We start from the raw sequence: 26,191 nt of genomic DNA, 5'->3' as shown, positions 1-26,191 counted from the left end.
TGCGGGCTCGGCAATCGTGCGCGATCCGATCACGAAGCGTGCTGCTCGCTCACCCCACTCGCGCCCGCACCGCGCGCCGGATCTGATAGTTCTCGGCATCGAATCTCTTTGTCCGGGACCGATATCGGAAGGTGAAGGTGGGCCACATCACCGAGTTGCGCCCCTCCTTGTCGAGGTACCAGCTCGAGCATCCGCCGGTGTTCCAGACCGTGCTCTCGAGCTGGCCGGCGATCTTCTCGTTGTAGCGCGCCTGCGCCACCGGGAGGACCTCGACACAGCCGCCGTCGAGGTGAGCCAGCGCACCGTTGATGTACGCGGCCTGCGACTCCAGCATGTACACGATCGAGCTGTGCCCCAGGTTCGTGTTCGGCCCGTACATGAGGAACAGGTTGGGGAACCCGACGACGGTGGTACCCAGGTACGCCCGGGGGCTGCCCGCCCAGTGCTGCGCCAGCGTCCGTCCGTCGCGACCCCGGAGGTGGCGGGCCACGGGCGGTTCGGTTGGCGAGAAACCGGTGGCGAAGATGATCGCGTCGACCGGCGTCTCCGTGCCCGCGCCGTCGACTACGCCCCCCTCGGTGACCCCGGCGAGCCCCGAGTCGATCAGGTCGACATCGGCTCGGGCCAGGGTCCGCAACCAGTCGTTGGACAGCAGGATCCGCTTGCAGGCGATCGTGAACTCCGGCGTCAGCTTTCGTCGCAGCGTCCGGTCGGGCACCTGCCGCCGCAGGTGTACCGCGGCGAACAGCTGAAAGGCGGGCAACAGCCGCGGCGCCTTGGCCATCGCGAGCACGTAGCCCTCACGAGCGGTGTAGATGGCCGCCCGAACGATCTTCTGCGTGAGCGGAATACGACGATAGAGCTGTTTCTCCAGGCGGGAGAGCGTGCGGTCGCCGCGCGGCAGCACCCAGGCGGGCGTGCGCTGGAACACGGTCAGCCGTTCCACTCGATCGACTATCTCGGGCACGAACTGCACGGCGGAGGCGCCCGTCCCGACCACGGCGACCCGCTTCCCGGTCAGGTCGTAGTCGTGATCCCAGGTGGCCGAGTGGAACAGCCGTCCCCGGAACGTCTCGATGCCCGGTACGTCCGGCAGCCTGGGTGTCGACAGCGCACCCGTGGCGGCGACGAGGGTCTGCGCGGTCAGCTCGCCCAGCGAGGTGCGCACCCTCCAGGCGCAGGCGGCGTCGTCCCAGGACGCCTCGAGCAGCTCGCATCCGGTCAGGATCCGATCGCGGATCCCGGTGTCAGCGACCACCTTCCGCAGGTACGACTGGATCTCCGGCTGCCGGGCGAAGGTGTGACTCCAGTCCGGGCTCGGTGCGAACGAGAACGAGTACAGCGCCGTGGGGACGTCGCACGCGCACCCGGGGTAGGTGTTGTCACGCCAGGTTCCCCCGATGTCGGCGCCCCGCTCGATGACCAGGAGGTCGGCCGCCGGATCATCGCGCAGCACGCGCTCGGTGACCGCGAGGCCCGCGAACCCGGCGCCCACCACCAGGACGCCGACGTGGCCCGGCAACGCGAGCGGTTGCGGTATGGCGGTCACTTCATCACCAGGCCCTTCCAGACCGGGAGCAGCCGCTCCCGGAGTTCACTGTCGGATTCGGGGGTGCGGAACAGCGCCGAGACGGCGAGACCGCGGGCCAGCTCGATGCTCAGGTCGATGGCGTCCACGCCCATCCGCCCGCCCATCACCTCGGCGCTGCCGAGCCGCAGGGCATCGCCGACCTTGCGTTCGAGCGGGATCGTCGCCTCGTGCAGGGCCGGATCGGTGCGGGCCGCGACCCACAGCTCGAGGGCGGCGTAGAACAGCGGGCCGGCGAACGCGTCGACGAGGGTGTCGATCCCCTGGTCGGGATCGGGCCGGGCGTCGAGGATCTCGGCCAGCCGCTTCTCCACCAGGTGCTCGACGGCCGCGACCACCAGTGATTCCTTGGTCGGGAAGTGATGCAGCTGCGCCCCTCGGGAGACCCCCGCCCGGCGCGCGATCTCCTGGGTACTGGTCCGGGCGTAGCCGACCTCGACCAGCAGCGCGATCGCCGCGTCGAGCAGCTTTGTCCGGGTCGCCGCCGTTCGCTGTGCTTGCGTGCGCGGGCCCCGCTCGGTGTCCTGGGTCACACCGACCACCGTACTGGGCTGATTAAAAACAGTCCAGACTGTCGCTAAGTCTGACTATCAGCCTCGGCCGACGCCCCCTCGACCTCGGGCGACGGCACCTCGGCCTCGGCCTGCGCCGCGGCAACCCCTGGCCGGGCGAGCACCTCGACGGCGATCAGCGCGAGCAGGGCCAGCAACGCGATGGTGAACACCACCACCCCGGACGGATAGGTCCAGAAGACCAGCACCGCGACGGCGATCGCGACGATCGCCACCCGCAGCGGGACCCGCAGTCGCGCGGTCCACACCTCGAACTGGGTCGGCGCCCTGCCCTCCCCCGTCTTCCGAATCTTGTCGACACCCCGGGTGAACCCGCGGCGCACCGCGAGGGCGGAGTGCGAACCACCGGTCAGGTAGCCGATCAGCGCGACCACGATCCCGGTCAGGAACCAGGCGCGCAGCATCGTCTTGAGTGGGGCGGCGATCGCGTCCACCACCGCCGCGGCCGCCGCCGGGGACAGCACGTCCGACGGGATGTCGTCGATGTACACCGCGCGGGCGATGTGCAGCGACACGCTCAGCAGTGCCATCGCGATCGCGACCCCGAGTCCCACCAGCGACAGGGCCCGCAGCCGCCTGCCGTGCGGCGCCGCGAACACCGCCCCGATCGCCGCGAGGACCCCCAGCCAGGGCAACCAGGTGGCGGCCTTGTCGAGGGCGTTGACGGCCTTCTGGGCCTTCACGAGGTCGGCGGACTGGAAGATCACGAAGCTCGCATCGGTCTCGGGGATCTTGTCGGCGAAGGCGAACCCGCGCTCGGTCAGGTTCTCCTTGACGGTGCCGAGAATCGCGTTGAGCGGCACGCTCACCGTGCCCTTCTCGTCGATCTCGACCACACCGGTCTCGCCGGTCGCGACCGCGACGAGGCTCTCATGGGCGATCCGGTTCGCGTCGATCCACGCGCTCTCGAACTTGTCGCTGGTCACCAGCGAGTGCACGGTGTCGCGGATGAACCCCTCGGCCTGGCCTGCGATCACCGGGGCCAGCCCGACCACCTGCGGCGGCACCCGCGGCGCGTTCTCGGTCAGGGCCGTCAGCGCCTCCTGCGTGATCTTCTCGACGTCGAGCCGGGTGAAGATCTGACGCGTCACCTGGTCGGTGATCTCGTCCTGGATTGCCGGGTCGGAGCCGAGGGGTGCCACAGTCGCGACATACCGGTCGGTGTCGAGGATCTCGCTCCGCGTGAAGCGCGCCAGCAGCGAGGTCAGCAGCAGCACCGCGACCAGGACGATCAGGAGCCCGGACGCGGTCCAGCGCAGCGCGCCGCCGATCCCGTGCCGCTTGGCGACCTCGGGCCCGGCGGCCCTGGCGCGCTCGGTCGCGGCGACCTGCGCACGCAGGCGGAGCAGCTCCGCCCGCTCGTCGGCATCGAGAGGCTTCGCATCATCGGTCGGCGTCATGGAAAAAGCATGCGGCCTCGAGGGGCAATTCGACAGCGCCGATCCACAATCTCACCCGCACCGGATGAGGAGAAAACAATCGCGGCGCCCCAAACCCCAAGGGCCGGGACGCCGCGTGGCGTAAAGACGGACGACTAGGACTCGACCCGGGTCGACTTGGCATCCGCGTTGGCGTCGGCGAGCAGGTTCCGGATCTCGGTCAGCAACTCGATGTCCGTCGCCTCCTTCTCCTCCTCGGTCATGAAGCGCTCCTTGACCGAGTTGAACGGGACGATGAGAACGAAGTACACGACCGCCGCGATGAGGACGAAATTGATCACGGCGCTCAGGACGGCGCCGACGTTCACGAACGTCTCGGGGCTGTCGGTGATCTGGAAGCCGAATCCCATATCGTTCGAGCCGCCCAACGACGCGACGAGCGGGTTCACGATGTTTTCGGTGAACGCGGTCACGATCGCGGTGAAGGCGGCGCCGACCACGACGGCAACGGCGAGGTCCAGCACGTTGCCCCGCAGGAGAAATTCCTTGAATCCCTTGAGCACTTGTTGGTCCTTTCGTTGTGAATATTCAACCAATTATCACGGAATGATATAGGTCGGCGCAGCACCGTACATGATTCCGCGGCCCATCTCACCCAGAGAGGATGACGCGATCGGCCGATCGCGCGCCCTAACGTTTGCGTCATGTCCTATGACCACAACCGACAAGCGACGGCCGTCAAGACGATCGCGATCGTCGCGCTCGTCGCGCTCGTCCTGACCGCCGCACCGATCCTCGTCGCGCTCATCTTCTGATCCGCCACCCGACCGACACCTCACCGAAGGAACCCATGGACGACAAGAGCCCCGGAGGCTGGGGCGTTTTCGCCGGCCTCATGCTGATCATGACCGGCACCTTCAATGCGGTCGAGGGCATCGCCTCCCTCACCGCGCCCACCCGACTGTTCGTCGGGGAAGAGAAGATGCTGATCCTCGACTACGACCGGTGGGGGTGGGTGCTCATCGCGTGGGGCGTCCTCCTCGTCATCGGCGGTGGCGCGCTGCTGGCCGGAGCCACCTGGGCCCGTGTCTTCGGCGTCACCCTCGCGCTGCTGAACGCCGTCGGGCACCTGACACTGATCGGCACCCAGCCCTGGCTGTCGATCCTGGTGATCGCGATCAACATCGGTGTCATCTGGGGCCTCACGGCCGGCTGGCCCGCGAACCGCGCGCCTGCGCAGAGCGCCCCCGCCTGACGCACCCCACCTGTGCCCGCCACCCGTCCCACAACCGGACGGGTGGCGGGCACACGTCTTTCACCTGCCCCGGATGAGGAGTCCGATCCGGCGGTCGCGTTGACTTGACCACCGTGAAGTCCTCGAAACTCTCGGTGAGCCTCGCCAGGGAAGCACTGGAGGTCCGGAAACAGACCGCCAGGGGCTGGCTGAAACGGACCTCGGCCGGTCGCACGGTGGCACGGATCATCAAGGGAATCGTGGACATCGAGCTCGCCGACCGCGCGATGACCCTGGCCGCGCAGGAGTTCACCTCGGTGCTGCCGGTCATCATCGCGGTCGGCACCATCGGGGACCTGGCCGGCGGTGGCACCACCATCTCGGATCAGCTCGGGTTCGATCCATCCGGACTGGACCTGTACGCCCTCGCCCCCGGCGCCCTCGAGGCGAGCACGCCGACGTTCGCCACCTTCGGCGTCATCGGCATGTTGATGATCATCCTGAGCGGGACGTCCTTCGCCCGAGCCATGGGCCGGCTCTACGGGAAGATCTGGAACATCCCGACCCTGTCCATCCGCGGCAGTTGGCGGTGGGTGGCCGTACTGTTCGCGGTCGCCTCGTCGGTGGCGCTGCTCAGCGTGGCCAGGAACCTGGCCGGGTTGGACTGGGTCGGACCGCCGCTGGCGTTCGGCACCGAGCTGGCCATCTGGTTCGCGCTGTGGGCAGTGGTGCCGTACCTGCTCACCGAGGGCAGGCTGGCGGGCCGGGTGCTGTGGGCCACCGCCGCGCTGACCGCGCTCGGGCTCGCCCTGCTCCGCATCGGGGGCCGGATCTACCTGCCGATGGCGGGCGCATCCGCGCAGGAGAAGTTCGGCTCACTCGGGCTGGTGTTCACCACCATCACCTGGATGTTCGTCCTGTCGGGCGTCGTCGTCGCGGCGGCGACGATCGTCAAGGCCCTTGCCCTGGACGAGGGCTGGATCGGGCGGCTGCTCCGCGGTCCCGCACCGGTCCTCGAACCGGCGAACGGCACCAGCATCGCCGAGGCGGTCTGACCGTCACCGGCGCGGCCACCCGCGAGTGTGCACCTCCCGACGCCCGCACTCGGGCGATGCGACGGGAGGTGCACACTCGGCGGAAGGTCAGCCGACGAGCAGCTCCGCGATCTGAATGGTGTTGAGCGCGGCACCCTTGCGCAGGTTGTCGCCGGAGACGAACAGCGCGAGGCCACGGCCACCCGGCACGCCCGGATCCTGACGAATCCGGCCGACCAGCGACGGATCGCCGCCCGCCGCCTGCAGCGGGGTGGGCACGTCGACCAGCTGCACGCCGGGCGCGGTCGCCAGCAACTCCTTGGCGCGCTCGACGGACAGCGGGTTGCCGAACTCGGCGTTGATCGAGAGCGAATGGCCGGTGAACACGGGCACCCGGACGCAGGTGCCGCTGACCAGCAGGTCGGGCAGGCCGAGGATCTTGCGGCTCTCGTTGCGCAGCTTCTGGTCCTCGTCGGTCTCGCCGCTGCCGTCCTCGACCAGCGAGCCGGCCAGGGGGATGACATCGAACGCGATCGGGGCGACGTACTTGTTCGGTGCGGGGAACGTCACGGCGCTGCCGTCGTGCACCAGCTTCTCGACGTCGTCGATCACCGCGCGGGCCTGGGTCGCCAGCTCCTCGACGCCGGCCAGGCCGCTGCCGGACACCGCCTGGTAGCTGCTGATGATCAGCCGCTGCAGTCCGGCCTCGTCGTGCAGCACCTTCAGCACCGGCATCGCGGCCATCGTGGTGCAGTTCGGGTTGGCGATGATGCCCTTCGGCGGGTTCTTCGCCTCCTCCGGGTTGACCTCGCTGACCACCAGCGGGACCTCGGGGTCCTTGCGCCAGGCGGAGGAGTTGTCGATCACGGTCGCGCCCGCCGCGGCGAACCGCGGGGCCTGGACGCGGGAGAGGGTCGCGCCCGCCGAGAACAGCGCGATGTCGATGCCCTTGAGGTCCTCGTCCGAGGTCGCGGCGGTGTCCTCGACCACGATCTCCTCGCCGCGGAACGGCAGCTTGGTCCCCGCCGAGCGGGCGGACGCGAAGAACCGGACCTTGTCCGCGGGGAAGTTGCGTTCCGCGAGGAGCGCGCGCATGACAGCGCCGACCTGTCCGGTCGCGCCGACTACAGCAACAGTTGTCATCTCTAGCGTCCCGTTCCCGCGTGGACGACGGCCTCTTCGTCGCCGCCCAGATCGAATGCCTTGTGGATCGCGCGCACCGCGTCGTCCAGATCGTCGTCGGCGACCAGCACCGAGATGCGGATCTCCGAGGTCGAGATCAGGTCGATGTTGATCCCTGCCTCGGCGAGCGCCTCGCAGAAGGTGGCCGTCACGCCCGGGTGGCTCTTCATGCCTGCGCCGACCAGCGACACCTTGCCGATGCGCTCGTCGGAGAGGATCTGGGTGAACCCGATCTCGCCCTGCAGCTCCGTCAGCTTCTCCACCGCGGCGGGGACATCCGTCTTCGGCAGCGTGAAGGTGATGTCGGTCTTGCCGGTCTCCACCTTCGAGATGTTCTGCAGCACCATGTCGATGTTGATCTCGGTCTCGGCGACGGCGCGGAAGACCTTGGCCGCGTAGCCCGGCACGTCGGGCAGCCCGACGACGGTGACCTTGGCCTCGCTACGGTCGTGCGCGACGCCGGTGAGGATGGCTTCTTCCACGGGAATGTCCTCCATCGATCCGGACACCATGGTGCCGGGCTTTGTGGTGTACGAGGAACGAACGTGCACGGGCACGTTGTAGCGACGCGCGTACTCGACGCAACGCAACATGAGCACCTTCGCGCCGCACGCGGCCATCTCCAGCATCTCTTCGAAGGAGACGGTGTCGAGCCGCTGCGCGTCGGGGACGATTCGCGGGTCCGCGGTGAAGATTCCGTCGACGTCTGTGTAGATCTCGCAGACGTCGGCCTTCAGTGCGGCGGCGAGGGCGACGGCGGTGGTGTCGGATCCGCCGCGACCGAGGGTCGTGACGTCCTTGCTGTCCTGGCTGACGCCCTGGAAGCCGGCGACCAGGACGATCGAGCCGCGGTCGAGGGCGTCGCGGACGCGACCAGGGGTGACGTCGATGATCTTCGCGTTGCCGTGCGCGCCGGTGGTGATGACCCCGGCCTGCGACCCGGTGAAGGAGCGGGCCTCTTCGCCGAGGGAGTGGATCGCCATGGCCACCAGCGAGTTGGAGATGCGCTCGCCCGAGGTCAGCAGCATGTCCATCTCGCGCGCGGGCGGGCCGCCGGGGCACACCTGCTGAGCCAGGTCGAGCAGCTCGTCGGTGGTGTCGCCCATCGCCGAGACCACGACAACCACGTCGTTGCCCGCGCGCTTGGTCTCCACGATCCGTTCGGCGACGCGTCGGATGCGCTCGGCAGATGCCACCGAGGATCCGCCGTACTTCTGCACGACGAGCGCCACGCTAATCAACCTCCGGATCTGGGAACTGGGTACGAAGTCCAGTTGGCAAGCTTACCGACGACACCGGGCTCGCTCGCAGTCAGCCGGGGCGACCGGGCGATGCCCGGTTACCCGACGGGACACTAGTGCTCCCGGACCCCCTGCGCAGGCCCTTTCGTGGTGGCACAGTAGCCGAGTGGAATTTCCCAGGCGAACCCATATGCAGGCAATGCAAGAACGGTCCTCCGTCTCCCCGCTCGAGCTGTTCTTCGACCTCGTCTTCGTCTTCGCGTTGACCGGCGTCACGGCGCTGATGGCCGACGACACCTCGGCCAGGAATCTGGTGCGCGGCGTGCTGGTGATGGCCGTTCTGTGGTGGAGCTGGATCGGCTATGCGTGGCTGGCCAATGTGGTGCGCGCCGACGAGGGTTTCGCGCGGGTGGCGATGTTCTTCGCGATGGGCTCGATGTTCATCGTCGCGCTGACCATTCCCGAGGCCTTCGACGACCTGCCCGGCGGGCTCTCCGGCCCGGTGGTCTTCGCCGTCGGCTACTTCTTCGTGCGGCTGATGCACCTGGTCACCTTCTGGATCGCCAGCGCAGGCGACCCCCAGCTGCGCGGCCAACTGATCCGGTTCGTGCCCTCCATGCTCGCGGGCACCACCCTCCTGCTGATCGCGTCCCAGCTCTCGGGCACCGCGCAGACCCTGATGTGGCTGGCCGCGCTCGTCGGCGACTACCTGGGCACCCTGTTCGGCGGCGAGGGCTGGCGGCTGAACTCCCCGAGCCACTTCGCCGAGCGACACGGGCTGATCATCATCGTCGCGCTCGGCGAGTCCATCGTGTCCATCGGCATCGGGGTGACCGCGCTGCCCATCGCCTGGCCGATCGTGGTCGGCTCGCTGCTCGGGCTGGCCGTCAGCGGCCTGCTGTGGTGGGCGTACTTCGACACCACCACCCTGGCCGCCGAGCGCGCCCTCTCCGCGGCCACCGGCGCGACGCAGATCAAGCTGGCACGCGGTGGCTACACCTTCCTGCACCTGCCCATGGTCGTCGGCATCGTGCTGATCTCACTCGGCCTGAAGAAGGTTCTGAACTATGTCGGCGACGGCAGCCATCACACCCTCACCGACCCCCTCTACGGCATCCCGCTGGTGGCGCTCTTCGGCGGCGCCGCGCTCTTCCTGCTGGGACTGGCCGCCTTCAAGGCGTACGTGACCAGGCTGATGGGACCGGTCAACCGCGCGCGGATCACCACCGCGGTCGTGCTCGTGGCGCTGATCCCGCTGGCCTGGCACCTGCCGGCGCTGGCCTCGCTCGGGCTGCTCACCGCGGTCCTGCTCGCCCTGATCCTCTTCGAGACGGTGCGCTTCGCCGAGCACCGCGACGAGATCCGGCACGGCGCACACTGACCCATCCCGGTGTTGTCGTACCCGCACGGCACACTGGGCGCCGTGCGAATCGTGTTGGTGCCCGGACCCGAGCACGCCCTGGCGATCCGCACGGACGACCGCGGGCGCGCGCTGGGCGACCCGCTCCCCTTTCCCGACCCGTCCGCGGCGGTGCGCGCGCTCGAACCGGGCGAGCACCCGCGGTGGGTGTGGGCGGACACCGCTGCCGTCTATCCCGCCGTGCTGCGCGACGGCCTGCGTGTGCAGCGCTGCCACGACCTGGCGCTCGCCGGCGCCCTGCTGAGCGTGCGGGCGGGCGGGCCCGCCGTCTCCCCACAGCCCCCGGCCGACGAACGCCCCGGCCTGTTCGACGCCGCACCACCTCTCGACCCCGCGGCGGTTGTCGCCGACCACGAGGCACAGCTCGCGCTGATCGGCGACGATCCGCGCCTGCGCCTGCTGGTCGCGGCCGAGTCCGCGGGCGCTCTCGCCGCCGCCGAGATGAGCCACCACGGACTGCCGTTCTCCGCCGTCGAACACCACCGGCTGCTCGAACGCACTCTCGGCCCGCGCACCACCGGAGACGCTGTGCCGCAGCGTATCCGCGAGATCACCGAGGTGATCGGTGCAGCGTTCGGACGGCGGGTCAACCCCGCGTCACACGTCGAGCTGGTCGAGGCCTTCGCCCGCGACGGTGTCGAGCTCACCTCCACCCGCGCCTACCTGCTGCGCGACATCGACCACCCGGCGATCGAGCCCCTGCTGCACTACCGCGATCTGGCCAAACTGCACGCCGCCAACGGCTGGACCTGGCTCGACACCTGGGTGCGCGACGACCGATTCCGACCCGTCTACGTTCCGGGTGGGGTGGTGTCCGGACGCTGGGCCAGTCGCGGCGGAGGGGCACTGCAGATCCCGAAAGCCTTGCGCACCAGTGTCATCGCAGACCCCGGCCACACCTTCGTCATCGCCGACGCCGGGCAACTCGAGCCCCGCATTCTTGCGGCCATGTCCGGCGACCCGCTGATGGTCGCCGCGGCGGGCGCGGACGACCTCTATGCGCCGGTCGCCGCCGAGGTGTTCGACGGCGATCGCGGCAAGGCCAAGGTGGCGATCCTCGGCGTCCTGTACGGGGCCACCGCAGGAGAGTCACGCGCGCTGTTGACCCTGCTGCGCAAGCGTTTTCCGGTTGCGGTGCAGTACGTCGAGGATGCCGCGCGGACGGGGGAACGCGGCGAGGTGGTGCACTCCTGGCTGGGCCGGGCCTGTCCGCCACCGGACGCCGACTGGTGGTCCGGCGGAGATCCACACGCGCGCGGCCGGTTCACCCGCAACTTCGTGGTGCAGGCCACGGCGGCGGAGTGGGCGCTGTGCCTGCTGGCCGATCTCCGGCGACGAATCGCGGACGACGGCACCGCCGAACTGGTGTTCTTCCAGCACGACGAGGTGGTCGTGCACTGTCGCGATCCGGAGTCCGCCACCGCGCACGTGCTGGCCGCGACGGAGGCCGCCACCCGGCTGTTGTTCGGCGACACGAGGGTGCGCTTCCCGATGGACGTCGCGGTGCGGGACTGCTACGCCGATCCACTCGAGACATGAAGTGGTGCAGCCAGTTCCGCCTGCCGACGAATCCCGCGCGGCGAGTCTCCTGCTATGTCCCGGACCGCGCGACTGAACTGACTCAGACCGACGAAGCCACTGCGGAGCGCCACCTGGCTGATGGTGAGGTGCGCGGCGCCCGGATCAGTCAGCAGGGCGACACCCCACCTGACCCGGCGTCGACGGATCAGTTCGTAGACCGAGTACTCCTCCTCCTCGAACAGTTTCTGCAGGTAGCGGGGGCTGACATTGATGCTCGAGGCGACCTGGGCGATCGTCAGCCTGGGGTCGGTGAAGTTGCTCTCGACGAATTCCCTTGCCCGCGCTCGATTTCGGAGGCCGATCTCGTCACGAACCTGGGTGTCGCCGGTCGACTGGTAGATCACCGCCAGGCACAGGTCGAGGATCGCGCGCTCGATCAGCGCCGCCTCCGCGGAGCCAGGGCCGCACATGTCGGCGACCGCGAACTTCTCGATCGCCGCGGCGATCGTGTCACCGAGCGGCGAGGCGGTGACCGAGGCCCCGACCAGAGTCCTGGCGTCCACCGACCGTGCGGTCAGCAGGTCGTGCGGCAGGTAGACGAAAACGTAGTCCCCGCGATGGGAGAGCTCGACCTCGAAGGGGGCGGCGAAGTCCACGAAGGCGATCTGGCCCGCCTCCGCACAGCTGGCGATGCGGTTCTGCCGGATCCGGATCTCCCCCGTCCGCACGCACACCATCGACAGGTACACGCCGTGGTCGTCCGCCAGCCGGTCCGGCGCCCGGATCCCCGAAACCGCCGAGGTCCGAAGCCTGTTCACCCGGATCGAGCCGAAATCCGCCGAGTGCATGACGGCACGGAAACGGTCAGGGTTGATCGCCACCATGTCGGCCGCCGCCGACAGGGTCTCGAGGCCTTCCCGCCCGCTGAGACGCAGACCGTCGGTGAACTGCTGCGTCAACGACGCGGCCTGCGGTAGAGATTTCCCCTTCATACGCACCCCTGCCCACCCCCGACAAAGGAACCTTCTGTGCGGTGAAGACTACAGCCCGAGCGGACCGTACGGTCTCGTACGAGGCCGATTCACCAGGCCGGAGCGGCTGCGATCTCGTCGAGCAGGTGTGCCACCCACTCGGCGCTGACGTCGGCGCCCCCGCCGACGGTCCGGTGGATGATCTCCGCAACGGGTGAGGGCGCACGCGCGCGCAGCGCGGCGGCACCCGACCCCGAAAGGTCCCCGGTGGCGAGGGTGGCGAGCGCCACGCCGAGACCGCGCACGTCACAGGAACGGTCGGCATCCGGAAGCGGACCAGGAAAGGCCAGGAACACATGCCCTTCCATGCTCACGCGGAGCCGATCCGGATCGTCGAGGGCGAGGACGCCGTCCACCTCGTGCGCCCGGCACACCGCGTGCGCCAGGGGCCGCACCGCGGCGGCTGCGTCGAGGGCCGACAGCCGGCCCTCGACGACCTCGGACAGCGAGCAGCTCGGCACCCACTCGGTGACGACCGCCCCCGCCGATTCCGCGTCGACCATGTCGACGATCCGCGGGACGGCCGAGGCGCGGATGCCGCACATCCATACGGTGCGGGCGAAGATCTCGTCCGTGTCCACCTGCGGGCCCGCGTCGCCGCGGACACCGTCGCCGGCGAAGAGGGTCAGCCCGACCTCACGGCCGGTGACCAGGTCGAGCCCGCGCCAGAACTCCGCAGACGGCACCGCGCCACAGCAGGAGAGCAGTCGGTACCGTCCGACCGCGAAGGTGCTGCCCGGGATGCGTCCCGACGGTGCGACGCACCCGGGGACATGTGGTCTGACGAGACCAGCCGTATTCGCTGCGACGATGGGCAGCCGCTCGGTGTCAGCGCGCATAGACCGGCATTCGGCCCGGCGAATGAGTGACATCCAATGTCATCGGTGCATCCTCACACAGGCCCGGAAAGTAAATGACCCCTAAAACCACGGGATTTCGGGCCGGCGAAATGGACGGTCATTGTCGAGACCGACGGAGTGACTCGAACTCGCAGGTAGGACCCGCCCGCGGGTGACGGCGGCCGAGAACGGCGCCCGCACGCAGGCGCGAATTGTCGAAACCTCGTGCGCGAATCGCACGGTCCGGCGGACCGATTCCGCGGCCATTTCTCCTATCCGCACGAGTGCGGCGCCCCCGACCCCCGCGGACGCACGTGGCGGCGCCCGAATCGAGGTGGAGTTGAATTGGACGGTGCCCGATGTGACCCCCGACCCCTCACCCCGTCCCTCGCTTCCTCCGGCGCCGCAGACCCGGTCGCTGGCGTTCGGTCTCCCGCCCGCGGGCAGGCGATGGCCGGGCGGGGTGCGGGCGGCTCTGGCGTTCGGGGTGCCCGCGCTCCTCGCCGTCGCGTTCGGCCACCAGGAGCAGGCACTGATCTTCAGCCTCGGCGCCTTCGCGGTCATCTACGGCGAGGGCAGGCCATACCGGGCCCGCTGGCGAGTCGTTCTTCTCGCAGGCGCCGCCCTGCTCACGGCCGCGGGTCTCGGCGCACTGGTCGGCGGAACCGTCTACCGGACTTGGCCTTTCGACTCGGCGACACCGGCTTTGATCGAGGTCGCGATGCTCGCGGCGGTGGCGCTCGTCGGGACCTATGTGGTGTCCGCGGCGAGGCTGGGCCCGCCCGGATCGTTCTTCTTCGTGTTGACGTGTGCGGTCGCAACGATCATGTCCAGGTCCGGCATCTCGGCGGCGGTCATCGTGGGCTGCACGGCGATCGGTGTGGTCAGCGCGCTGGTCGTGGCGATGGCGGGGACGCTCCGCGACCGCCGGGCACCGGAGCGTGACGCCGTGACCGCCGCCGTGCGCTCGGTGAATGCCTACGTCGAACTGCGCAGCAGCGATGCCCCCGCGGTCGCGGCGAGACACCAGGCCGCGACCGCGGTGCACGCCGCGTGGTCCGCGGTCTACGACGCGGGGCTGCCGGAGCGCCGACCCGAGGCGGATCCAGTCCGGTCGCTGCTGTCCGCGCACCTGCGACTGGTGGGGGTCGCGCGCTCCGACGACGACGGGCCGGATTTCGAACTCGACGCCCCCACCCCACAGATCCCGTTGGCGCGCCCTGATTTCCGGTACCGGATACGGCGCTCGCTCGCCGTCGACTCGCACGCCTGCACCACCGCGATGCGTGTGCTGCTGGCGAGTCTCGTCGCGGGTTCGCTGAGCGTGGCCGTGGGCTTGGACCGGCCGGACTGGGCGGTGATCGCGGCGGTCCTGGTCCTGCACCAGGGACCCGACCGGATCCGCGGCACCGTGCGCGGAATACACCGCTTTGTCGGGACCGCGGCCGGTCTGGTGCTCTTCGCCGCGCTGTACGCGCTCACGCCGACAGGCGCAGGCCTGATCGTGTTGCTGATGGTGCTGCAGTTCCTGATCGAGCTGTACATCGCCCGCAACTACGGGCTGGCGGTCATCTTCATCACCCCGCTGGCGATGCTCATCGGTGGCGCCTCGCATCCCGACGCGGACATCGGGCCGATGATCGTCAACCGCTTCCTCGAGACCCTGCTCGGCGTCGTCGTGGCGCTTGTCGTCCTGTGGTCGGTGGCCCCACGCGCACACCGCCGCGACCTCCGCTGGACCGAGAACCGCACGCTCGACACCGCGCTCGCCCTGGTGTCCGGGCTGCGAACCACCGCGCCGACCGCGGCCACCATGATGGCGCTGCGGCGGGATGTCCAGTTCGAGCTGATCGGCGCGGGTTTGAGCGCCGCCGATGCCGCCCACAACGAGCGGGCCTGGACGCAACGGCAGTGGCCACGGCACCTCGAGATCTGCACGCTGGGGTACGACCTGCTCGCGCAGTGCTGGGCGACGGATCCGAACGGGCGGCTCGCGGATCCGGACGGCTGGGAGGACCGGCTGCGCGCCTGCCGATTCACCCGCGAAGCATGAGACGCGGACCGGCGGTTCGGGTTTGACTGGGTGCCCGTCGAGCGGAAGGACCGCTATGGTCGACACCACGGCACTCACCGAGCTGTACAAGGACCTGCACGCCCACCCCGAGCTGTCGTTCCACGAGACCCGGACCGCGGGCATCATCGCGGACCGGCTGCGCGCGCTGGGTTTCGAGACCAGCACGGGCGTGGGCGGGACCGGCGTCGTCGGGACGCTGCGCCGCGGCGACGGCCCCACCGTGCTGCTGCGCGCCGACATGGATGCGCTGCCGATCGCGGAGGAGACCGGGCTGCCCTATGCCAGCACCGCACGCGGCACCGATCCCGACGGCGAGGATGTCCCGGTGGCGCACGCGTGCGGCCACGACATGCATGTGGTGTGTCTGCTCGGCGCACTGGAGGAGCTGGTGGACGACCGGTCCGGCTGGTGTGGAACGATTCTCGCGGTGTTCCAGCCGGCCGAGGAACTCGGCGGCGGCGCGCAGGCCATGGTCGACGACGGCCTGTTCGACAGGTTCGGCACCCCAGATGTGGTGCTCGGGCAACACGTGGGCCCGTTTCCCGCCGGCATGCTTGCTGTCCGGCCGGGACCCGCCTTCGCCGCGACGGACGCGCTGCGAATCACGATGTTCGGCAAGGGGGGCCACGGTTCGCGGCCCGAGACCACGATCGATCCGGTGGTGATGGCCGCGTCGACGGTGCTGCGGCTGCAGACCGTGGTGTCGCGGACCGTGGCCGCGACCGACACGGTGGTCCTGACGGTCGGTTCCCTCCGCGCGGGCACCAAGGACAACATCATCCCCGACGAGGCCGTGCTCGAGGTCAACATCCGCACCTACGACGCCGCGGTACGCACCAGGGTCCTCGACTCGGTCACCCGCATCGTCGAGGCGGAGGCCGCCGCCGCGGGTGCGACCCGCACGCCAGAGATCACCCCGATCGACAGCTTTCCGGTCCTCGTCAACGACCCGGCGGCAGTGGAGCGCACCGCCGCCGTGTTCCGGTTGCGGTTCGGGGAGGATCACGTCTTCGACCCCGGGCCCGTCACGGGCAGCGAGGACGTCGGGGTCTTCGCGACCGCGTCAGGGGCGCCCTGCTGCTACTGGCTGTTCGGCGGTGCCGAACCGGAGGCCTTCATGCGGGCGGCCGCGGCCGGGACCACCGACCGGGACATCCCGTCGAACCACTCCGCGCGCTTCGCTCCGGTCCTCGAGCCGACCCTGACGGTCGGCATCGAGGCGCTGGTGGTCGCCGCCCGGGAGTGGCTGGGACAGAGCTGAATCGGCTCAGACGGCCTTGTCGATCGGTGGGGTCTCGTAGGTCCCGTCGAACACCTCGGGCCGCGGGCTGTACATCCGCAGCAGCGGCCGGAAGCCCGCCGTCGGGGTCGGCAGCCAGTTCGCCCGCGCTGTCGGGTCCGTCGGTTCGACGGCGCTGAGGGTGATCGTCAGCGAGCCGTCCTCCGCGTACACCAGCCCGGGGGTGCGGTCGCCGATCGAGTACCGGTCGATCGGGTTGTCCACCAGGAAGTATTCCGGCAGGTCGTACATGGTGATCGACCAGAACGCGTCGACCGGCGGCGTCTGGGCGAAAGTCAGCGTGTAGCTTCGCTCACCGGTCAGCTCGTCGCCGTCGCCGTCGAGGTAGACCGGGGAGTAGGCCGCCTCGTATCCGTGGTTACCCCACAGCCCACCCATCGCCGCGGCAGCCCGCAGCCCGATCGCCCTGGCGCGGTCGTCGATTCGCCATTCCGGCGAGTTGATGGTGCCGACCTCGAAGTAGTCGTCGTTGTAGTCGAAGACGTGGAACGGCTGATGCCATCCGTTGACGATGGCGTCGCCTGCCCCAGACCTGAGCGCGGCCACCAGTCCGTCGTGACCCGCCTTCGCGCCTGCGGCGAGCGCCGCGGCCAGCGCGGGCTCGGCGTCGGCATAGGGCGAGGTACCCCACGCCAGCAGGCCGAGCGGCTCGAAGGACTGCTGCAGCGGCAGGTCCTGGGCCGCGGGCGGATAGGCCTGCAGGTAGACGCGGAGCTTCTCCCAGAACGCCAGCGCCTCGGGCACGTTCGGATCCGGGGTTGGCAGCCCCAGGGGTCGGGTCTGTGCCCCGACCTCCGTCAGCGTGAGCTGTTGCTGCAGGGCACGGACGCGCGGCAGGTCCTCCTCACCGGCGCAGGCCCACCGCCCCACGATCGACGCGACCAAGGTGGGACAAGAGATCCTGCGGACACCGGCCGGCGTCTCGCCCGACCAGCCCGGCGGGGTGAGCAGATACCGCCCCGCGGCGGTGCCGGTGGCCCGCTTGCCCACGTACGCGAAGTTGTCGGTCCACGCGTCCACGAACTGGAGCACGTAGTAGGCGCCGTCGGTATCCGGAACCTCCAGCAGCAGTGGGCCGTTGGTGAGGTCGAGCTGCCCCATCGAATACACGGTGTCGTTGTTGATCGAGACGAAGGTGTCCTTCGGTCCGGCGAGGGTGTCGGCGTGGCTGAACCGGTTGAACGGTGCCGCGGCATTGGCCCCGACGCCCGTCGTCACGTAACGGCGCACCTGGTCCAGGTTGAACACGAGGGGAAACCCGTACACGTAGGCCTTGGCGGCCAGATCCTTCAGTTCGACACCCACAGAATGCACCCTTCTCCGAGATTCCCCCCATGGCACCACGGGGAGCCGCCGGGTCGCCTCACCCGTCTCGTGTGAGGCGGCTCCGCCGCCCGTGCGCGGTTAACAAGTCCAGAGACGCATCAACCGCTCACGGGCGCGCAGGTCATCCCATGGGTGTGGGTGCTTCTATCCTCATTCGATCCCGGCCGATGTCATGTCAGATTCCCGAGCCCTGGTCGGCGAGGGCCTCGGAGACGGTCGGGTACACCCCGAGGCCCCTGCCGTCCGGAGCCGCTTGCCTGAGCGTGTCCCGGAACTGCCCGATGTCTCGGGCAACCCGCAGCTCGATCCCCTTGCGCCCGAGTGTGTCCCGCAACTGCATCAACATCTCAGCGGCGCTGACGTCGACGAACGGCGAGGTCTCGGCGTCCAGCACGACCGTGCGGGTCTCGTCGGTGCACAGCGCCTCGATGCTGTCTTTCACGTGGTCGGCGTTCGCGAAGTACAGGCCGGCCTCGACGCGGACCACCACCACGTCCGGGCGGGTGGCGACCTCCGGATGACGCTCGGCGTCGACCCACAACGAGCCCTCCTTCGCCAGCGCCGCGACGTGCGGACGCGACGAGCGATAGAGCAGCAGCAACATCGACACCCCGATGCCGATCACCAGGCCGGGGAGGGTGTCGAACAGCAGGACGCCCATCATCGCGGCAACCGCGCCTGCAAAATCGGCGCGGGCGGCGGCCCCGTAGATGCTGCCCAGCCGCTGCGTCCACACCCCGTAGAGCCGCCTCAGCGCAGACACGTCGACCAGCTCGATGACCGCGGCGATGACGACGGCGGCCAGCGTGGCCTCGGGCAGCTTCTCGAACAGCCCGGTGAGGAAGAGCAGCGTGACCACCGTAAGCACCGCGACGACCAGGCCGCTGACCTGAGTCTTCGCCCCCGCTCCCCCGTTCACCGCCGTCTTCGAGAGGCTGCCGTTGACGACCATCCCCGACGCCAGGCCCGATCCGAGGTTCGCGGCGCCCAGCCCCAGCAGCTCGCGGTTGGCGTCCACCTCGTAGCCGGCCTTCGCCGCGTACGTCTTGGCCGCGCCAAGGCCCTCCGCGAAGCCGATCAGCAGCACGCCAACCGCAGGCCCCAGCAGGTCCACGTAGTCGTCGAACCCGACGCCGCCCGGCAGGCCGACCGACGGCAGCCCGGAGTCGATGTGCCCGACGATCTCGACGCCCTCGCCGTCCAAACCGAACACCGTGACCGCCGCGATCCCCAACAGCACGGCGAGCAGCGAACCCGGGACCAGTGGCAGCCAGCGCTTGAGCCCCAGCACCACCGCGAGGCTCAGCAGGCCGACCGTCAATGTGCGCCAATCAGTGTCACCGAGGTGACTGATGACGCCCCAAGCCTGCTCGAAGAAGTTGCCCTCGGACTTCGGCACCCCGAACAGCTTGGGCACCTGGCCGATGATGATGGTCAGCGCGAGTCCGACGATGAAGCCCTTGAGCACCGGCTCGGAGATGAAGGACGCGATGAAGCCGAGCCGGATCATTCCCGCCAGCAGGCCGACGATGCCGGTCGCGATGGCCAGCACCGCGGACAGCGCGACGTACTTGCCGCCGTCGGCGCCCGCCAGCGGCGCGATGATGGCAGCGGAGAGCGCCGCGGTCGCGGACATCGGCCCGACGACCAGGTGTCGCGAACTGCCCACCGCCGCATAGAGAATCAGGGAAGGGATCGCGGCGTACAGGCCGACCACGGGAGGCACCCCTGCGATGGTCGCGTAGGCCAGGGCCTCCGGCACCAGCACCGCCCAGACCGTGAGTCCGGCGATGACGTCGGGCCGGATCCACTTGCCCTGGTAGCCCTGGAGGGAACCGAACAGCAACCAGCGCCGCCCTGCCTTGTCTGTCGTGTTCACCTTCGGCCGGCCCCCCTTCGTACGGTTGCCTCATGATCGGTGCTCCGACCCCGGCCGCGCCTCACCTCGGGAGGGTGAAGCGCAACCGCTCGACCGGAATGGCCGACAAATATGGGGCGGTCGTCGACGGGCTGACCCGACAGGGGACCGATCAGGCTCCGGCGTCGGCGGCGTCGAGCAGCGGCTGACCGATGACGCCCATCGTGGCGGACGCACCGCCGAGCGCCCAACCCCCGTCGGTGGCCAGCACCACGCCCGACACATAATCGGCGAGCGGAGACGCCAGGAACCGGCACACGTTGGCGACGTCGCGTGGGGTCCCGTATCGGCGCAGGGGAACGCTGTTCGTGACGAGGGCCCGATCCTCCTCGGTGGGGGCGAGGCGGGCCATGCCCTCGGTCCCGTCGATCGGGCCAGGGATCACGCCGTTGACCCGGACACCGGCCGGACCCCACTCCAGGGCCAGCACCTTGGTGAGCATGTCGACGCCTGCCTTGGCCGCGCACACATGCGCCTGCGTCACCGTCGGCAGCACCGCCTGCGGCGCGGAGATGTTGATGACCGAGGCACCGGGCTTGCGCAGGAACGGGTACGCGGCACGCAGGACGTTGAAGGTGCCGAGCAGGTCGATGTCGACGACCGACTTGAATCCGTTGGCCGAGAGCCCCAGCGCCGCGGCGGGAAAGTTGCCCGCGGCGCCCGAGACCATCACGTCGAAGTCGCCGAACCGGTCGTGCGCGTCCTTGAGCACGGCCTCCGTCGCGGCGTAGTCGCGAACGTCGGCGCTGCCACCCATGGCCTCGGCCCCGAGCGCGGTCAGCCGCTCGACGGCGGCGTCGACCTTCTCCTGCCTGCGGCTCATGACCGCAACCCGGGCGCCTGCCCGGGCGAAGTCCTCGGCGATGCCGAGGTTGATTCCGCTGGTCCCGCCCGCAACGAAGACGGTCTTACCGGTCAGATCGATGGACTGGACGAACTCGGTGGCCATGCCAACTCCCTCGGGGTAGAAATAATCAGTACTGCGAATGGTTTCTGTCGCGGACCATACTGGAAGCCGGGCGCTGGGGCGAGGGCGCGGCCCCATATGATCGTCACTCCCAACCGCCCTGGAATCGGAGGTGCCGACTCGTGACCGAGCCCTTGGTCTCCGACGCCGCGGCACGCCACACCGGCTGCCTGCTGATGAAGCTGGGACAGGCGATGTCCCGCCTCAGCGAGGATCGGCTGGCCGGCCTTGGGCTGCGCACCCGGCACTATCTGATCCTGCAGGTGCTCGCGGAGGCAGGAGCCCGCTCCCAGCTCGAACTCGGAAACCAGCTGCGCATCGATCCGACGACGATGGTCTCGTCCATCGATCACCTCGAGGGGCTGGGCATGGCAGGCCGCACGCGGGATCCGCAGGACCGCAGGCGCTTCCTGATCGCAATCACCGACGAGGGCAGGCACGCCGCCGCCGAGTCCGACAGATTGCTGGCCTCGCTCAACGAGGAGACCCTCGCCGATCTCGACCCCTCGCGGCGCGATGACCTGCACCAACTGCTACTGGCGCTCAATGCCGGGGATTCGCTGCCGCAGGCATACGACGCCACAAGGGACGTTCCGCACTGATCCCAGCTCCAGTCCGGGCTACCCCTCTGACTGATCCCGCATCGCCGCGGCCAGCACCTTGTACAACACGACCTGCTCGTTCGCGAACGAGAGAGCCGTCGCGGGGCTGGTCCCCTCACCCCGTGGCGCCAGGTGCAACGGGATGTCCGGGCTGAGCCCGAGCACGTAGTCCCGCATCTCCGCTCGCGCGGGTTCGTCGAGCCCGCCGCCGATGACGACCAGATCCGCCTTACCCTCGGCCAGGATCTGCCCGACCAGGGTGCGGTCGTTGGTCGCGAGCACGTCGCGGCCGAGGCGGCACAGCTCCTCGGCCAGGACGTCCAGGGTGGACTGGAGTTTGCCGATGAGCAGGAGCCTCGGTTCAGCCATCTCCTTCTCCCGTTCTCCGTCGGGTCCGCTACGAGAACACCCAACCACGCAGGGCCAGGAAGCGCAGGACACCGACGAACGCGCTGACCGCGACCACCGCGACGGCCTGCACCAAGCCGCCCGCCGACGGCAGCCAGAAATCGAGCAGGGCGAGCGAGAGCGTGCTCAGTGCCAACCCGACGAGCGCGAGCCCGCCACCCTCCCATTGCGCCGGGAACCAGCGGACCCGCGCGGATGCGTGGAAGGTCAGCCTGCGGTGGAGCTCATTGGCCAGGGCCGTGCTGACCACCACGCCCGCGACGTTGGCCGCGAACGTGCCCCTGGAATGGAGCAGGAGGAACACCAGCGCGTAGACGATGTTGCTCGACCCGCCGACGAGGACGAACCGGACGAACTGCGCGATGACGCCGTCGCCCCGAAGGCGACCACTTCCGGTCCGTCCCCTGATCCAGGGATACGCCGCGCCGGGATCGTCGCGGACGGGCGCAGGGTCGCCGCGACCGTCACCGTACGTGATCACGTCGTCCATGAAAGCCCCTTCTCGACGCGGACATCCGCATCTGTCCCCCTCAGCGGGACGTCGCATCGCCTGCCGGCGACGAGCCGCCCGCGGTCAGTGCCGGCACCACCACGCCGTCGACGACTCGCTCGATGAAGGCCAGGTCGATCGGCTCTGCCATGACCGACAGCCGGTGGAAGGTGATCGCGGGAAAGATTGTGCCGATCAGATCGATGTCCCGGTCGCCGGGCACCTCCCCCCGTTCGACCGCCCTCGAGACGACCGTGGCGAAAACCTGCTTGTACGGCACCGAGATGGCCTGGTTGACCGCCTCACGCAGCCCGCAGTCGTGCACCATTCCGGTGAGCAGGCCGCCGATCACCGCGTCGCGCCGCGAGTCCGGGTCGTGCCAGGCCCTGGCCATGAGCACCAGATCGGTCCGGAGGTCTCCGGTGTCGGGCGCGTGGGCAATCTCGTGGAGCAACGCCACGGCATCGGCGACGAGCTCCGGCTTTCCCGCCCACCGCCGGTAGACGGTCGTCTTGCCTGCCCCGCACCGCGCCGCCACGGCGTCGATCGACAGCCGGTCGAATCCGACCTCCGCCAGCAGATCCTGGGTCGCGACGAGCAGCGCCCGATCGCGGTCCGCGTCCCGCGGACGACCGGCCTTGGCTGACGATGACACGGTGACCTCCATTGGAATATAGATACGCTACCGTTTCGTATCCTATTCCCGAAGGTCGGGCCGCCTCCTGGCCCGCCTGCGGGTCACTCGAAGGTGCCGTGCCGCCCGGCGCCCTCCGCGAAGCGCGTGGCGCCCTCGAAGGTGCCGTCCGCGAGAGAGACCGCGCCGTGCCGCAACTCCACGAGCATCGCCTGATCCTCCGGCAGCCCCTCCTGCTCGAGGACGGAGAGCCGGTCCTGACGCATGCACGTCTGGGGGAACGCCGCCAGGTCGGCCGCGAGCCGCTGCGCGGCCGCCACCGCCCCGCCCGCAGGGACCTTCCGATTCACCAGCCCGATGCGGTGCGCCTCGTCCGCGTCGACCGGCCGCCCGGTCAGGATCAGGTCCATGGCGTGGCCGGCGCCGATCAGGCGCGGCAGGCGCACGGTGCCGCCGTCGATGAGCGGAACGCCCCAGCGCCGGCAGAAGACGCCGAGAACGGCACCCTCCTCCGCCACCCGCAGGTCCGCCCACAGGGCAAGCTCCAGCCCGCCCGCCACCGCGTGACCGGCGATCGCGGCGATCACCGGTTTCGAGAGCCGCATCCGCGAGATGCCCATCGGGCCGTCACCGTCGAGCGCGACACGATTGCCCGACCCCGAGCTGATCGCCTTCAGATCCGCTCCCGCACAGAAGGTTCCACCCTCCCCGTGCAGCACGGCAACCGCGGCGTCCGAGTCGGCGTCGAAGTCACGGAAGGCGGCCGCGAGGGCCTCCGCGGTGGGTCGGTCCACCGCGTTGCGGACGGCGGGCCGGTTGATGCTGATGGTCGTGACCGGGCCGTCCCGTCGGACGAGAACCACATCATCGGTCATGGGTCGCCTTTCTCAGCGCCGCGGCTTGAGGCGCGTGTTCGGCAGGATCGGCGCGGGGATGGTCTCGCGCCACTGCGTGGGGAACGGGCCGTACCGTCCGGGCGTGGCCGCGGCCTGATCCGAGCGTTCGCGCTGCCAGTCCTCGCGGAACTGCACGACCTCCTCATGGCTGCGGCCGATGAAGTTCCACCACATGACGATCTCCTCGCCGAGCGGTTCACCGCCGAGCAGCAGGATGCGCGTCTGCTCGTCGTCGGAGGCCCGCACCTCCACCCGGGTGGCACCCTGCGACAGATACACCACTTGCCCCGGCTTCGCGCCCACCCCGCCGACCGTCGCGCCACCGGTGTCCACCAGCACGCCGTGCTCGAAGGCTGGGTCGAGGTCGAGTTGCAGGGTACGGCCGGGCGGCAGGGTCAGCTCGGCGCCGAGCAGCGCGCTGAACGTCTTCACCGGGGACCGCTGCCCGAAGAGCGTGCCGAGGAACACCAGCACCCGCACCCCGTCGTGATCGACCACCGGCGGCGCATAGTGCTCGAAAGCGGGTGCGGTGAAACGATATTCGCCCGGGAGCGCCACCCACAGCTGGACACCGTGCAACACGGACGTCTGCGGCGTCGAGAACTCGGAGTGGGCAATTCCCGAGCCCGCGGTCATCAGGTTGATCTCGCCCGGCCGGACCAGCGCATGGACACCCGTGGTGTCGCGGTGCTCGATCTCGCCGGTGAACAACCAGGACACCGTCTGCAGCCCGGTGTGCGGGTGACCGGCGACCTTCATGCCGCCGCTCGCCGAGACATCTTCGGGCCCATAGTGATCGAGGAAACACCAGGCACCGATGAAAGACTGCGCGCGTTGCGGGAGCGAACGCCGCACCGGCATCGCGCGCGGGCCGCCGAGGGGGACGTCACGGAAGTCCAGCAACCGCGGGCCGCTTTCGCCTCCGTCGTCGCCGGTGCAGACCACCTCATCGGGAGCGGGGTCGAGATTGCTCATCGTTCCTCGATCCTGGGCGCCGCGGCCCCTCGACGGACTCCGCCCGAACCCATGTCGGACCGCCTCCAGGGTATCGCTGCGGCATAGTGGGGCCATGGCAGACGAACATGTCGCAGATGCGCCGGCCCCCGTGGTCCGAGACGCCCCCGCGCTTCACCGCTACGAGATCCACCTCGGCACGGAACTGGCCGGATTCACCGAGTATCTGGATCGGGACGGCCAACGGATCTTCTTCCACACCGAGATCGGGGAACAGTACGGCGGCCGCGGCCTGGCCAGCCGGTTGATCCACGACGCGCTCGCCGAGACCGTCGGCGCCGACAAGCGGATCGTCCCCATCTGCCCCTTCGTCGCCGGCTACCTCGAGAAGCACGACGACTTCGCCGCCGCGGTGGATCCGGTGACGCACGAGGCACTGCAGGCCGTACGCGACTCGCAAGCCTGACGGAATTTTCGCGCCGGGCGTCGAGTTACCCATGTAGTTGACATTTTGACTATATGACGGAGGGTGGCTCGATGGAGGTCGGTTTGACCACATTTGCGGAGGTCGACACCGACGGGAGCGTGTCCCCGCGCGAACGACTGCGCAATCTCCTGGAGGAGGTCGAACTCGCGGAGCAGGTCGGCCTCGACGTGTACGGGGTCGGCGAGCACCACCGCGCGGACTTCGTGGCATCCGCCCCAGCCGTCGTATTGGCCGCCGCCGCGGCCCGCACCTCAGATATCCGCCTGACCAGCGCGGTGACCGTCCTGAGTTCGGACGATCCCGTTCGGGTATTCGAGGAGTTCGCCACCCTCGACCTGATCTCGGGCGGCCGCGCCGAGGTGATGGCCGGCCGCGGCTCGTTCACCGAGTCGTTCCCGCTGTTCGGCTACGACCTCGCCGACTACGACGAGCTGTTCGTCGAGAAGCTCGGCCTACTGCTGGCCCTCCGGGATTCCGAGACCGTGACCTGGTCGGGAAACCACCGAGCACCCCTGGACCGGCAGTCGGTCTACCCCCGGCCCGAGCGCCCGCTCCCGATCTGGGTCGGCGTCGGAGGCAACCCGGAATCCGTTGCCAGGGCGGGACTGTTGGGTCTACCGATGGCGCTCGCGATCATCGGCGGTAGACCTGCACGGTTCGCGCCGCTTGCCGATCTGCACCGGCGCGCCGTCGAGGAGGGCGGCCACGAACCCCAGCCGATCGCAGTGCACGCGCACGGATATGTTGCCGACTCCGACGAGCAGGCCGCTGCCGAGTTCTACCCGAGCTACGCGGCCGCAATGACCGGGCTCGGCCGGGAACGCGGCTGGGCGCCAATGAATCCACAGAGTTTCGACGGCCTGCGGGGGCCAGGCGGCTCGTTGATACTGGGCAACCCGGAACAAGTCGCCGAGAAGATCATCGACATGCGCGAGACCCTCGGCATCGACCGGTTCATGTTGCACCCCAGCGTCGGTCCGCTCCCCCACGCCAAGGTCATGCGAACCATCGAGCTACTGGGGACCAAGGTGGCCCCGCTGATCCGGCAGTGATGACGGGCCTCACTCCCCGGCCACCAATTGGTCACGCGTACG

At 69.4% G+C, this 26,191-nt stretch carries 25 protein-coding genes; 9 read left to right on the top strand and 16 right to left on the bottom strand.

What is annotated here, in order from left to right; all coding sequences use genetic code 11:
• Positions 1-49: 49 nt before the first annotated feature.
• The 4 genes from ABIC28_RS09685 to mscL all read right to left on the bottom strand — a co-directional run bounded on the left by ABIC28_RS09685 (position 50) and on the right by mscL (position 4,102).
• A complete protein-coding gene (locus ABIC28_RS09685) occupies positions 50-1,549 on the bottom strand; it encodes a flavin-containing monooxygenase (protein WP_307861293.1) in 1,500 nt (499 codons plus the stop codon).
• On the bottom strand, positions 1,546-2,121 hold the full coding sequence (locus tag ABIC28_RS09680) for a TetR/AcrR family transcriptional regulator (RefSeq protein ID WP_097213135.1): 576 nt from the start codon (positions 2,119-2,121) through the stop codon (positions 1,546-1,548). Before ABIC28_RS09680 ends, ABIC28_RS09685 begins: the two co-directional genes overlap by 4 nt.
• 44 nt (positions 2,122-2,165) lie before the next feature.
• The gene (locus ABIC28_RS09675) at positions 2,166-3,560 is read right to left on the bottom strand and encodes a hypothetical protein (protein ID WP_097213018.1); all 1,395 of its coding nucleotides are present in this window, start codon (positions 3,558-3,560) and stop codon (positions 2,166-2,168) included.
• Between the two features lie 134 nt (positions 3,561-3,694).
• Positions 3,695-4,102: a large-conductance mechanosensitive channel protein MscL gene (gene mscL, locus ABIC28_RS09670; protein WP_097213019.1), complete on the bottom strand. Its 408-nt coding sequence runs from the start codon at positions 4,100-4,102 to the stop codon at positions 3,695-3,697.
• 287 nt (positions 4,103-4,389) lie between these two features.
• Here mscL and ABIC28_RS09665 point away from each other — a divergent pair, with 287 nt between their 5' ends.
• Together ABIC28_RS09665 and ABIC28_RS09660 are read left to right on the top strand one after the other, a co-directional pair.
• Complete coding sequence (locus tag ABIC28_RS09665; protein WP_097213021.1) at positions 4,390-4,794, top strand: DUF7144 family membrane protein; 405 nt, start codon at positions 4,390-4,392, stop codon at positions 4,792-4,794.
• Between the two features lie 113 nt (positions 4,795-4,907).
• On the top strand, positions 4,908-5,828 hold the full coding sequence (locus ABIC28_RS09660) for a hypothetical protein (protein WP_097213136.1): 921 nt from the start codon (positions 4,908-4,910) through the stop codon (positions 5,826-5,828).
• 87 nt (positions 5,829-5,915) lie between these two features.
• Here ABIC28_RS09660 and ABIC28_RS09655 read toward each other — a convergent pair whose 3' ends face one another.
• Together ABIC28_RS09655 and ABIC28_RS09650 are read right to left on the bottom strand one after the other, a co-directional pair.
• Entirely contained in the window at positions 5,916-6,950 is a 1,035-nt protein-coding gene (locus tag ABIC28_RS09655) for an aspartate-semialdehyde dehydrogenase (protein ID WP_097213022.1), read from the bottom strand.
• Between the two features lie 2 nt (positions 6,951-6,952).
• The gene (locus ABIC28_RS09650) at positions 6,953-8,221 is read right to left on the bottom strand and encodes an aspartate kinase (protein WP_077043103.1); all 1,269 of its coding nucleotides are present in this window, start codon (positions 8,219-8,221) and stop codon (positions 6,953-6,955) included.
• Positions 8,222-8,429: 208 nt separating this feature from the next.
• Here ABIC28_RS09650 and ABIC28_RS09645 point away from each other — a divergent pair, with 208 nt between their 5' ends.
• The gene (locus ABIC28_RS09645; RefSeq protein WP_097213023.1) at positions 8,430-9,611 is read left to right on the top strand and encodes a low temperature requirement protein A; all 1,182 of its coding nucleotides are present in this window, start codon (positions 8,430-8,432) and stop codon (positions 9,609-9,611) included.
• Between the two features lie 42 nt (positions 9,612-9,653).
• Positions 9,654-11,189: a bifunctional 3'-5' exonuclease/DNA polymerase gene (locus tag ABIC28_RS09640; protein WP_179800630.1), complete on the top strand. Its 1,536-nt coding sequence runs from the start codon at positions 9,654-9,656 to the stop codon at positions 11,187-11,189.
• Here ABIC28_RS09640 and ABIC28_RS09635 read toward each other — a convergent pair.
• Positions 11,165-12,163 carry an AraC-like ligand-binding domain-containing protein gene (locus ABIC28_RS09635; RefSeq protein ID WP_269589541.1) on the bottom strand — a complete coding sequence of 333 codons (999 nt, stop codon included), beginning with the start codon at positions 12,161-12,163 and terminating at the stop codon, positions 11,165-11,167. The two genes, ABIC28_RS09640 and ABIC28_RS09635, sit on opposite strands and share 25 nt — an antisense overlap.
• Positions 12,164-12,252: 89 nt before the next feature.
• Positions 12,253-13,041: a protein kinase family protein gene (locus ABIC28_RS09630; RefSeq protein WP_354578598.1), complete on the bottom strand. Its 789-nt coding sequence runs from the start codon at positions 13,039-13,041 to the stop codon at positions 12,253-12,255.
• Positions 13,042-13,393: 352 nt separating this feature from the next.
• Between ABIC28_RS09630 and ABIC28_RS09625 the strand changes: the two genes are divergently transcribed.
• Positions 13,394-15,094, top strand: a complete 1,701-nt coding sequence (locus ABIC28_RS09625; protein ID WP_354578596.1) for an FUSC family protein — start codon at positions 13,394-13,396, stop codon at positions 15,092-15,094.
• A 55-nt stretch (positions 15,095-15,149) separates the two neighbouring features.
• Positions 15,150-16,376, top strand: coding sequence for an amidohydrolase (locus tag ABIC28_RS09620; protein WP_354578594.1), 1,227 nt, complete (start codon positions 15,150-15,152; stop codon positions 16,374-16,376).
• Positions 16,377-16,382: 6 nt separating this feature from the next.
• Here ABIC28_RS09620 and ABIC28_RS09615 read toward each other — a convergent pair whose 3' ends face one another.
• The 3 genes from ABIC28_RS09615 to ABIC28_RS09605 form a co-directional block, all read right to left on the bottom strand.
• Positions 16,383-17,720: a DUF1254 domain-containing protein gene (locus ABIC28_RS09615; RefSeq protein ID WP_269589545.1), complete on the bottom strand. Its 1,338-nt coding sequence runs from the start codon at positions 17,718-17,720 to the stop codon at positions 16,383-16,385.
• A 196-nt stretch (positions 17,721-17,916) separates the two neighbouring features.
• Positions 17,917-19,620 (bottom strand): SulP family inorganic anion transporter, encoded by a 1,704-nt coding sequence (locus ABIC28_RS09610; RefSeq protein WP_502945003.1) that lies wholly within the window; start codon positions 19,618-19,620, stop codon positions 17,917-17,919.
• A 151-nt stretch (positions 19,621-19,771) separates the two neighbouring features.
• Positions 19,772-20,608 carry an SDR family oxidoreductase gene (locus tag ABIC28_RS09605; protein WP_097213030.1) on the bottom strand — a complete coding sequence of 279 codons (837 nt, stop codon included), beginning with the start codon at positions 20,606-20,608 and terminating at the stop codon, positions 19,772-19,774.
• A 140-nt stretch (positions 20,609-20,748) separates the two neighbouring features.
• On the opposite strand from ABIC28_RS09605, the gene ABIC28_RS09600 reads away from it, so the two are divergent.
• Positions 20,749-21,228, top strand: a complete 480-nt coding sequence (locus ABIC28_RS09600) for a MarR family winged helix-turn-helix transcriptional regulator (RefSeq protein ID WP_097213031.1) — start codon at positions 20,749-20,751, stop codon at positions 21,226-21,228.
• Between the two features lie 18 nt (positions 21,229-21,246).
• Here the strand turns inward: ABIC28_RS09600 and ABIC28_RS09595 are convergent, their stop codons facing one another.
• From ABIC28_RS09595 to ABIC28_RS09575, 5 genes are all read right to left on the bottom strand, one after another.
• The gene (locus ABIC28_RS09595; RefSeq protein WP_097213032.1) at positions 21,247-21,597 is read right to left on the bottom strand and encodes a hypothetical protein; all 351 of its coding nucleotides are present in this window, start codon (positions 21,595-21,597) and stop codon (positions 21,247-21,249) included.
• A gap of 28 nt (positions 21,598-21,625) precedes the next feature.
• Positions 21,626-22,126 carry a GtrA family protein gene (locus ABIC28_RS09590; RefSeq protein ID WP_097213033.1) on the bottom strand — a complete coding sequence of 167 codons (501 nt, stop codon included), beginning with the start codon at positions 22,124-22,126 and terminating at the stop codon, positions 21,626-21,628.
• Between the two features lie 40 nt (positions 22,127-22,166).
• Positions 22,167-22,781, bottom strand: coding sequence for a TetR/AcrR family transcriptional regulator (locus ABIC28_RS09585; RefSeq protein ID WP_179800631.1), 615 nt, complete (start codon positions 22,779-22,781; stop codon positions 22,167-22,169).
• A gap of 83 nt (positions 22,782-22,864) precedes the next feature.
• Entirely contained in the window at positions 22,865-23,635 is a 771-nt protein-coding gene (locus tag ABIC28_RS09580) for a crotonase/enoyl-CoA hydratase family protein (protein ID WP_097213035.1), read from the bottom strand.
• A 12-nt stretch (positions 23,636-23,647) separates the two neighbouring features.
• On the bottom strand, positions 23,648-24,631 hold the full coding sequence (locus ABIC28_RS09575; protein WP_354578589.1) for a pirin family protein: 984 nt from the start codon (positions 24,629-24,631) through the stop codon (positions 23,648-23,650).
• Between the two features lie 94 nt (positions 24,632-24,725).
• Here ABIC28_RS09575 and ABIC28_RS09570 point away from each other — a divergent pair, with 94 nt between their 5' ends.
• Both ABIC28_RS09570 and ABIC28_RS09565 read left to right on the top strand, forming a co-directional pair.
• A complete protein-coding gene (locus tag ABIC28_RS09570; RefSeq protein WP_097213037.1) occupies positions 24,726-25,076 on the top strand; it encodes a GNAT family N-acetyltransferase in 351 nt (116 codons plus the stop codon).
• 71 nt (positions 25,077-25,147) lie between these two features.
• Positions 25,148-26,149, top strand: a complete 1,002-nt coding sequence (locus tag ABIC28_RS09565; RefSeq protein WP_097213140.1) for an LLM class flavin-dependent oxidoreductase — start codon at positions 25,148-25,150, stop codon at positions 26,147-26,149.
• The last annotated feature ends 42 nt before the right edge of the window (positions 26,150-26,191 follow it).

The organism is Rhodococcus sp. PvR044, assembly GCF_040548995.1.
GTDB classification, from domain to species: domain Bacteria; phylum Actinomycetota; class Actinomycetes; order Mycobacteriales; family Mycobacteriaceae; genus Rhodococcus_G; species Rhodococcus_G oryzae.
The sequence above is the reverse complement of the archived record's forward strand: the minus strand, read 5'-3'. Positions and strand labels throughout refer to the sequence as shown.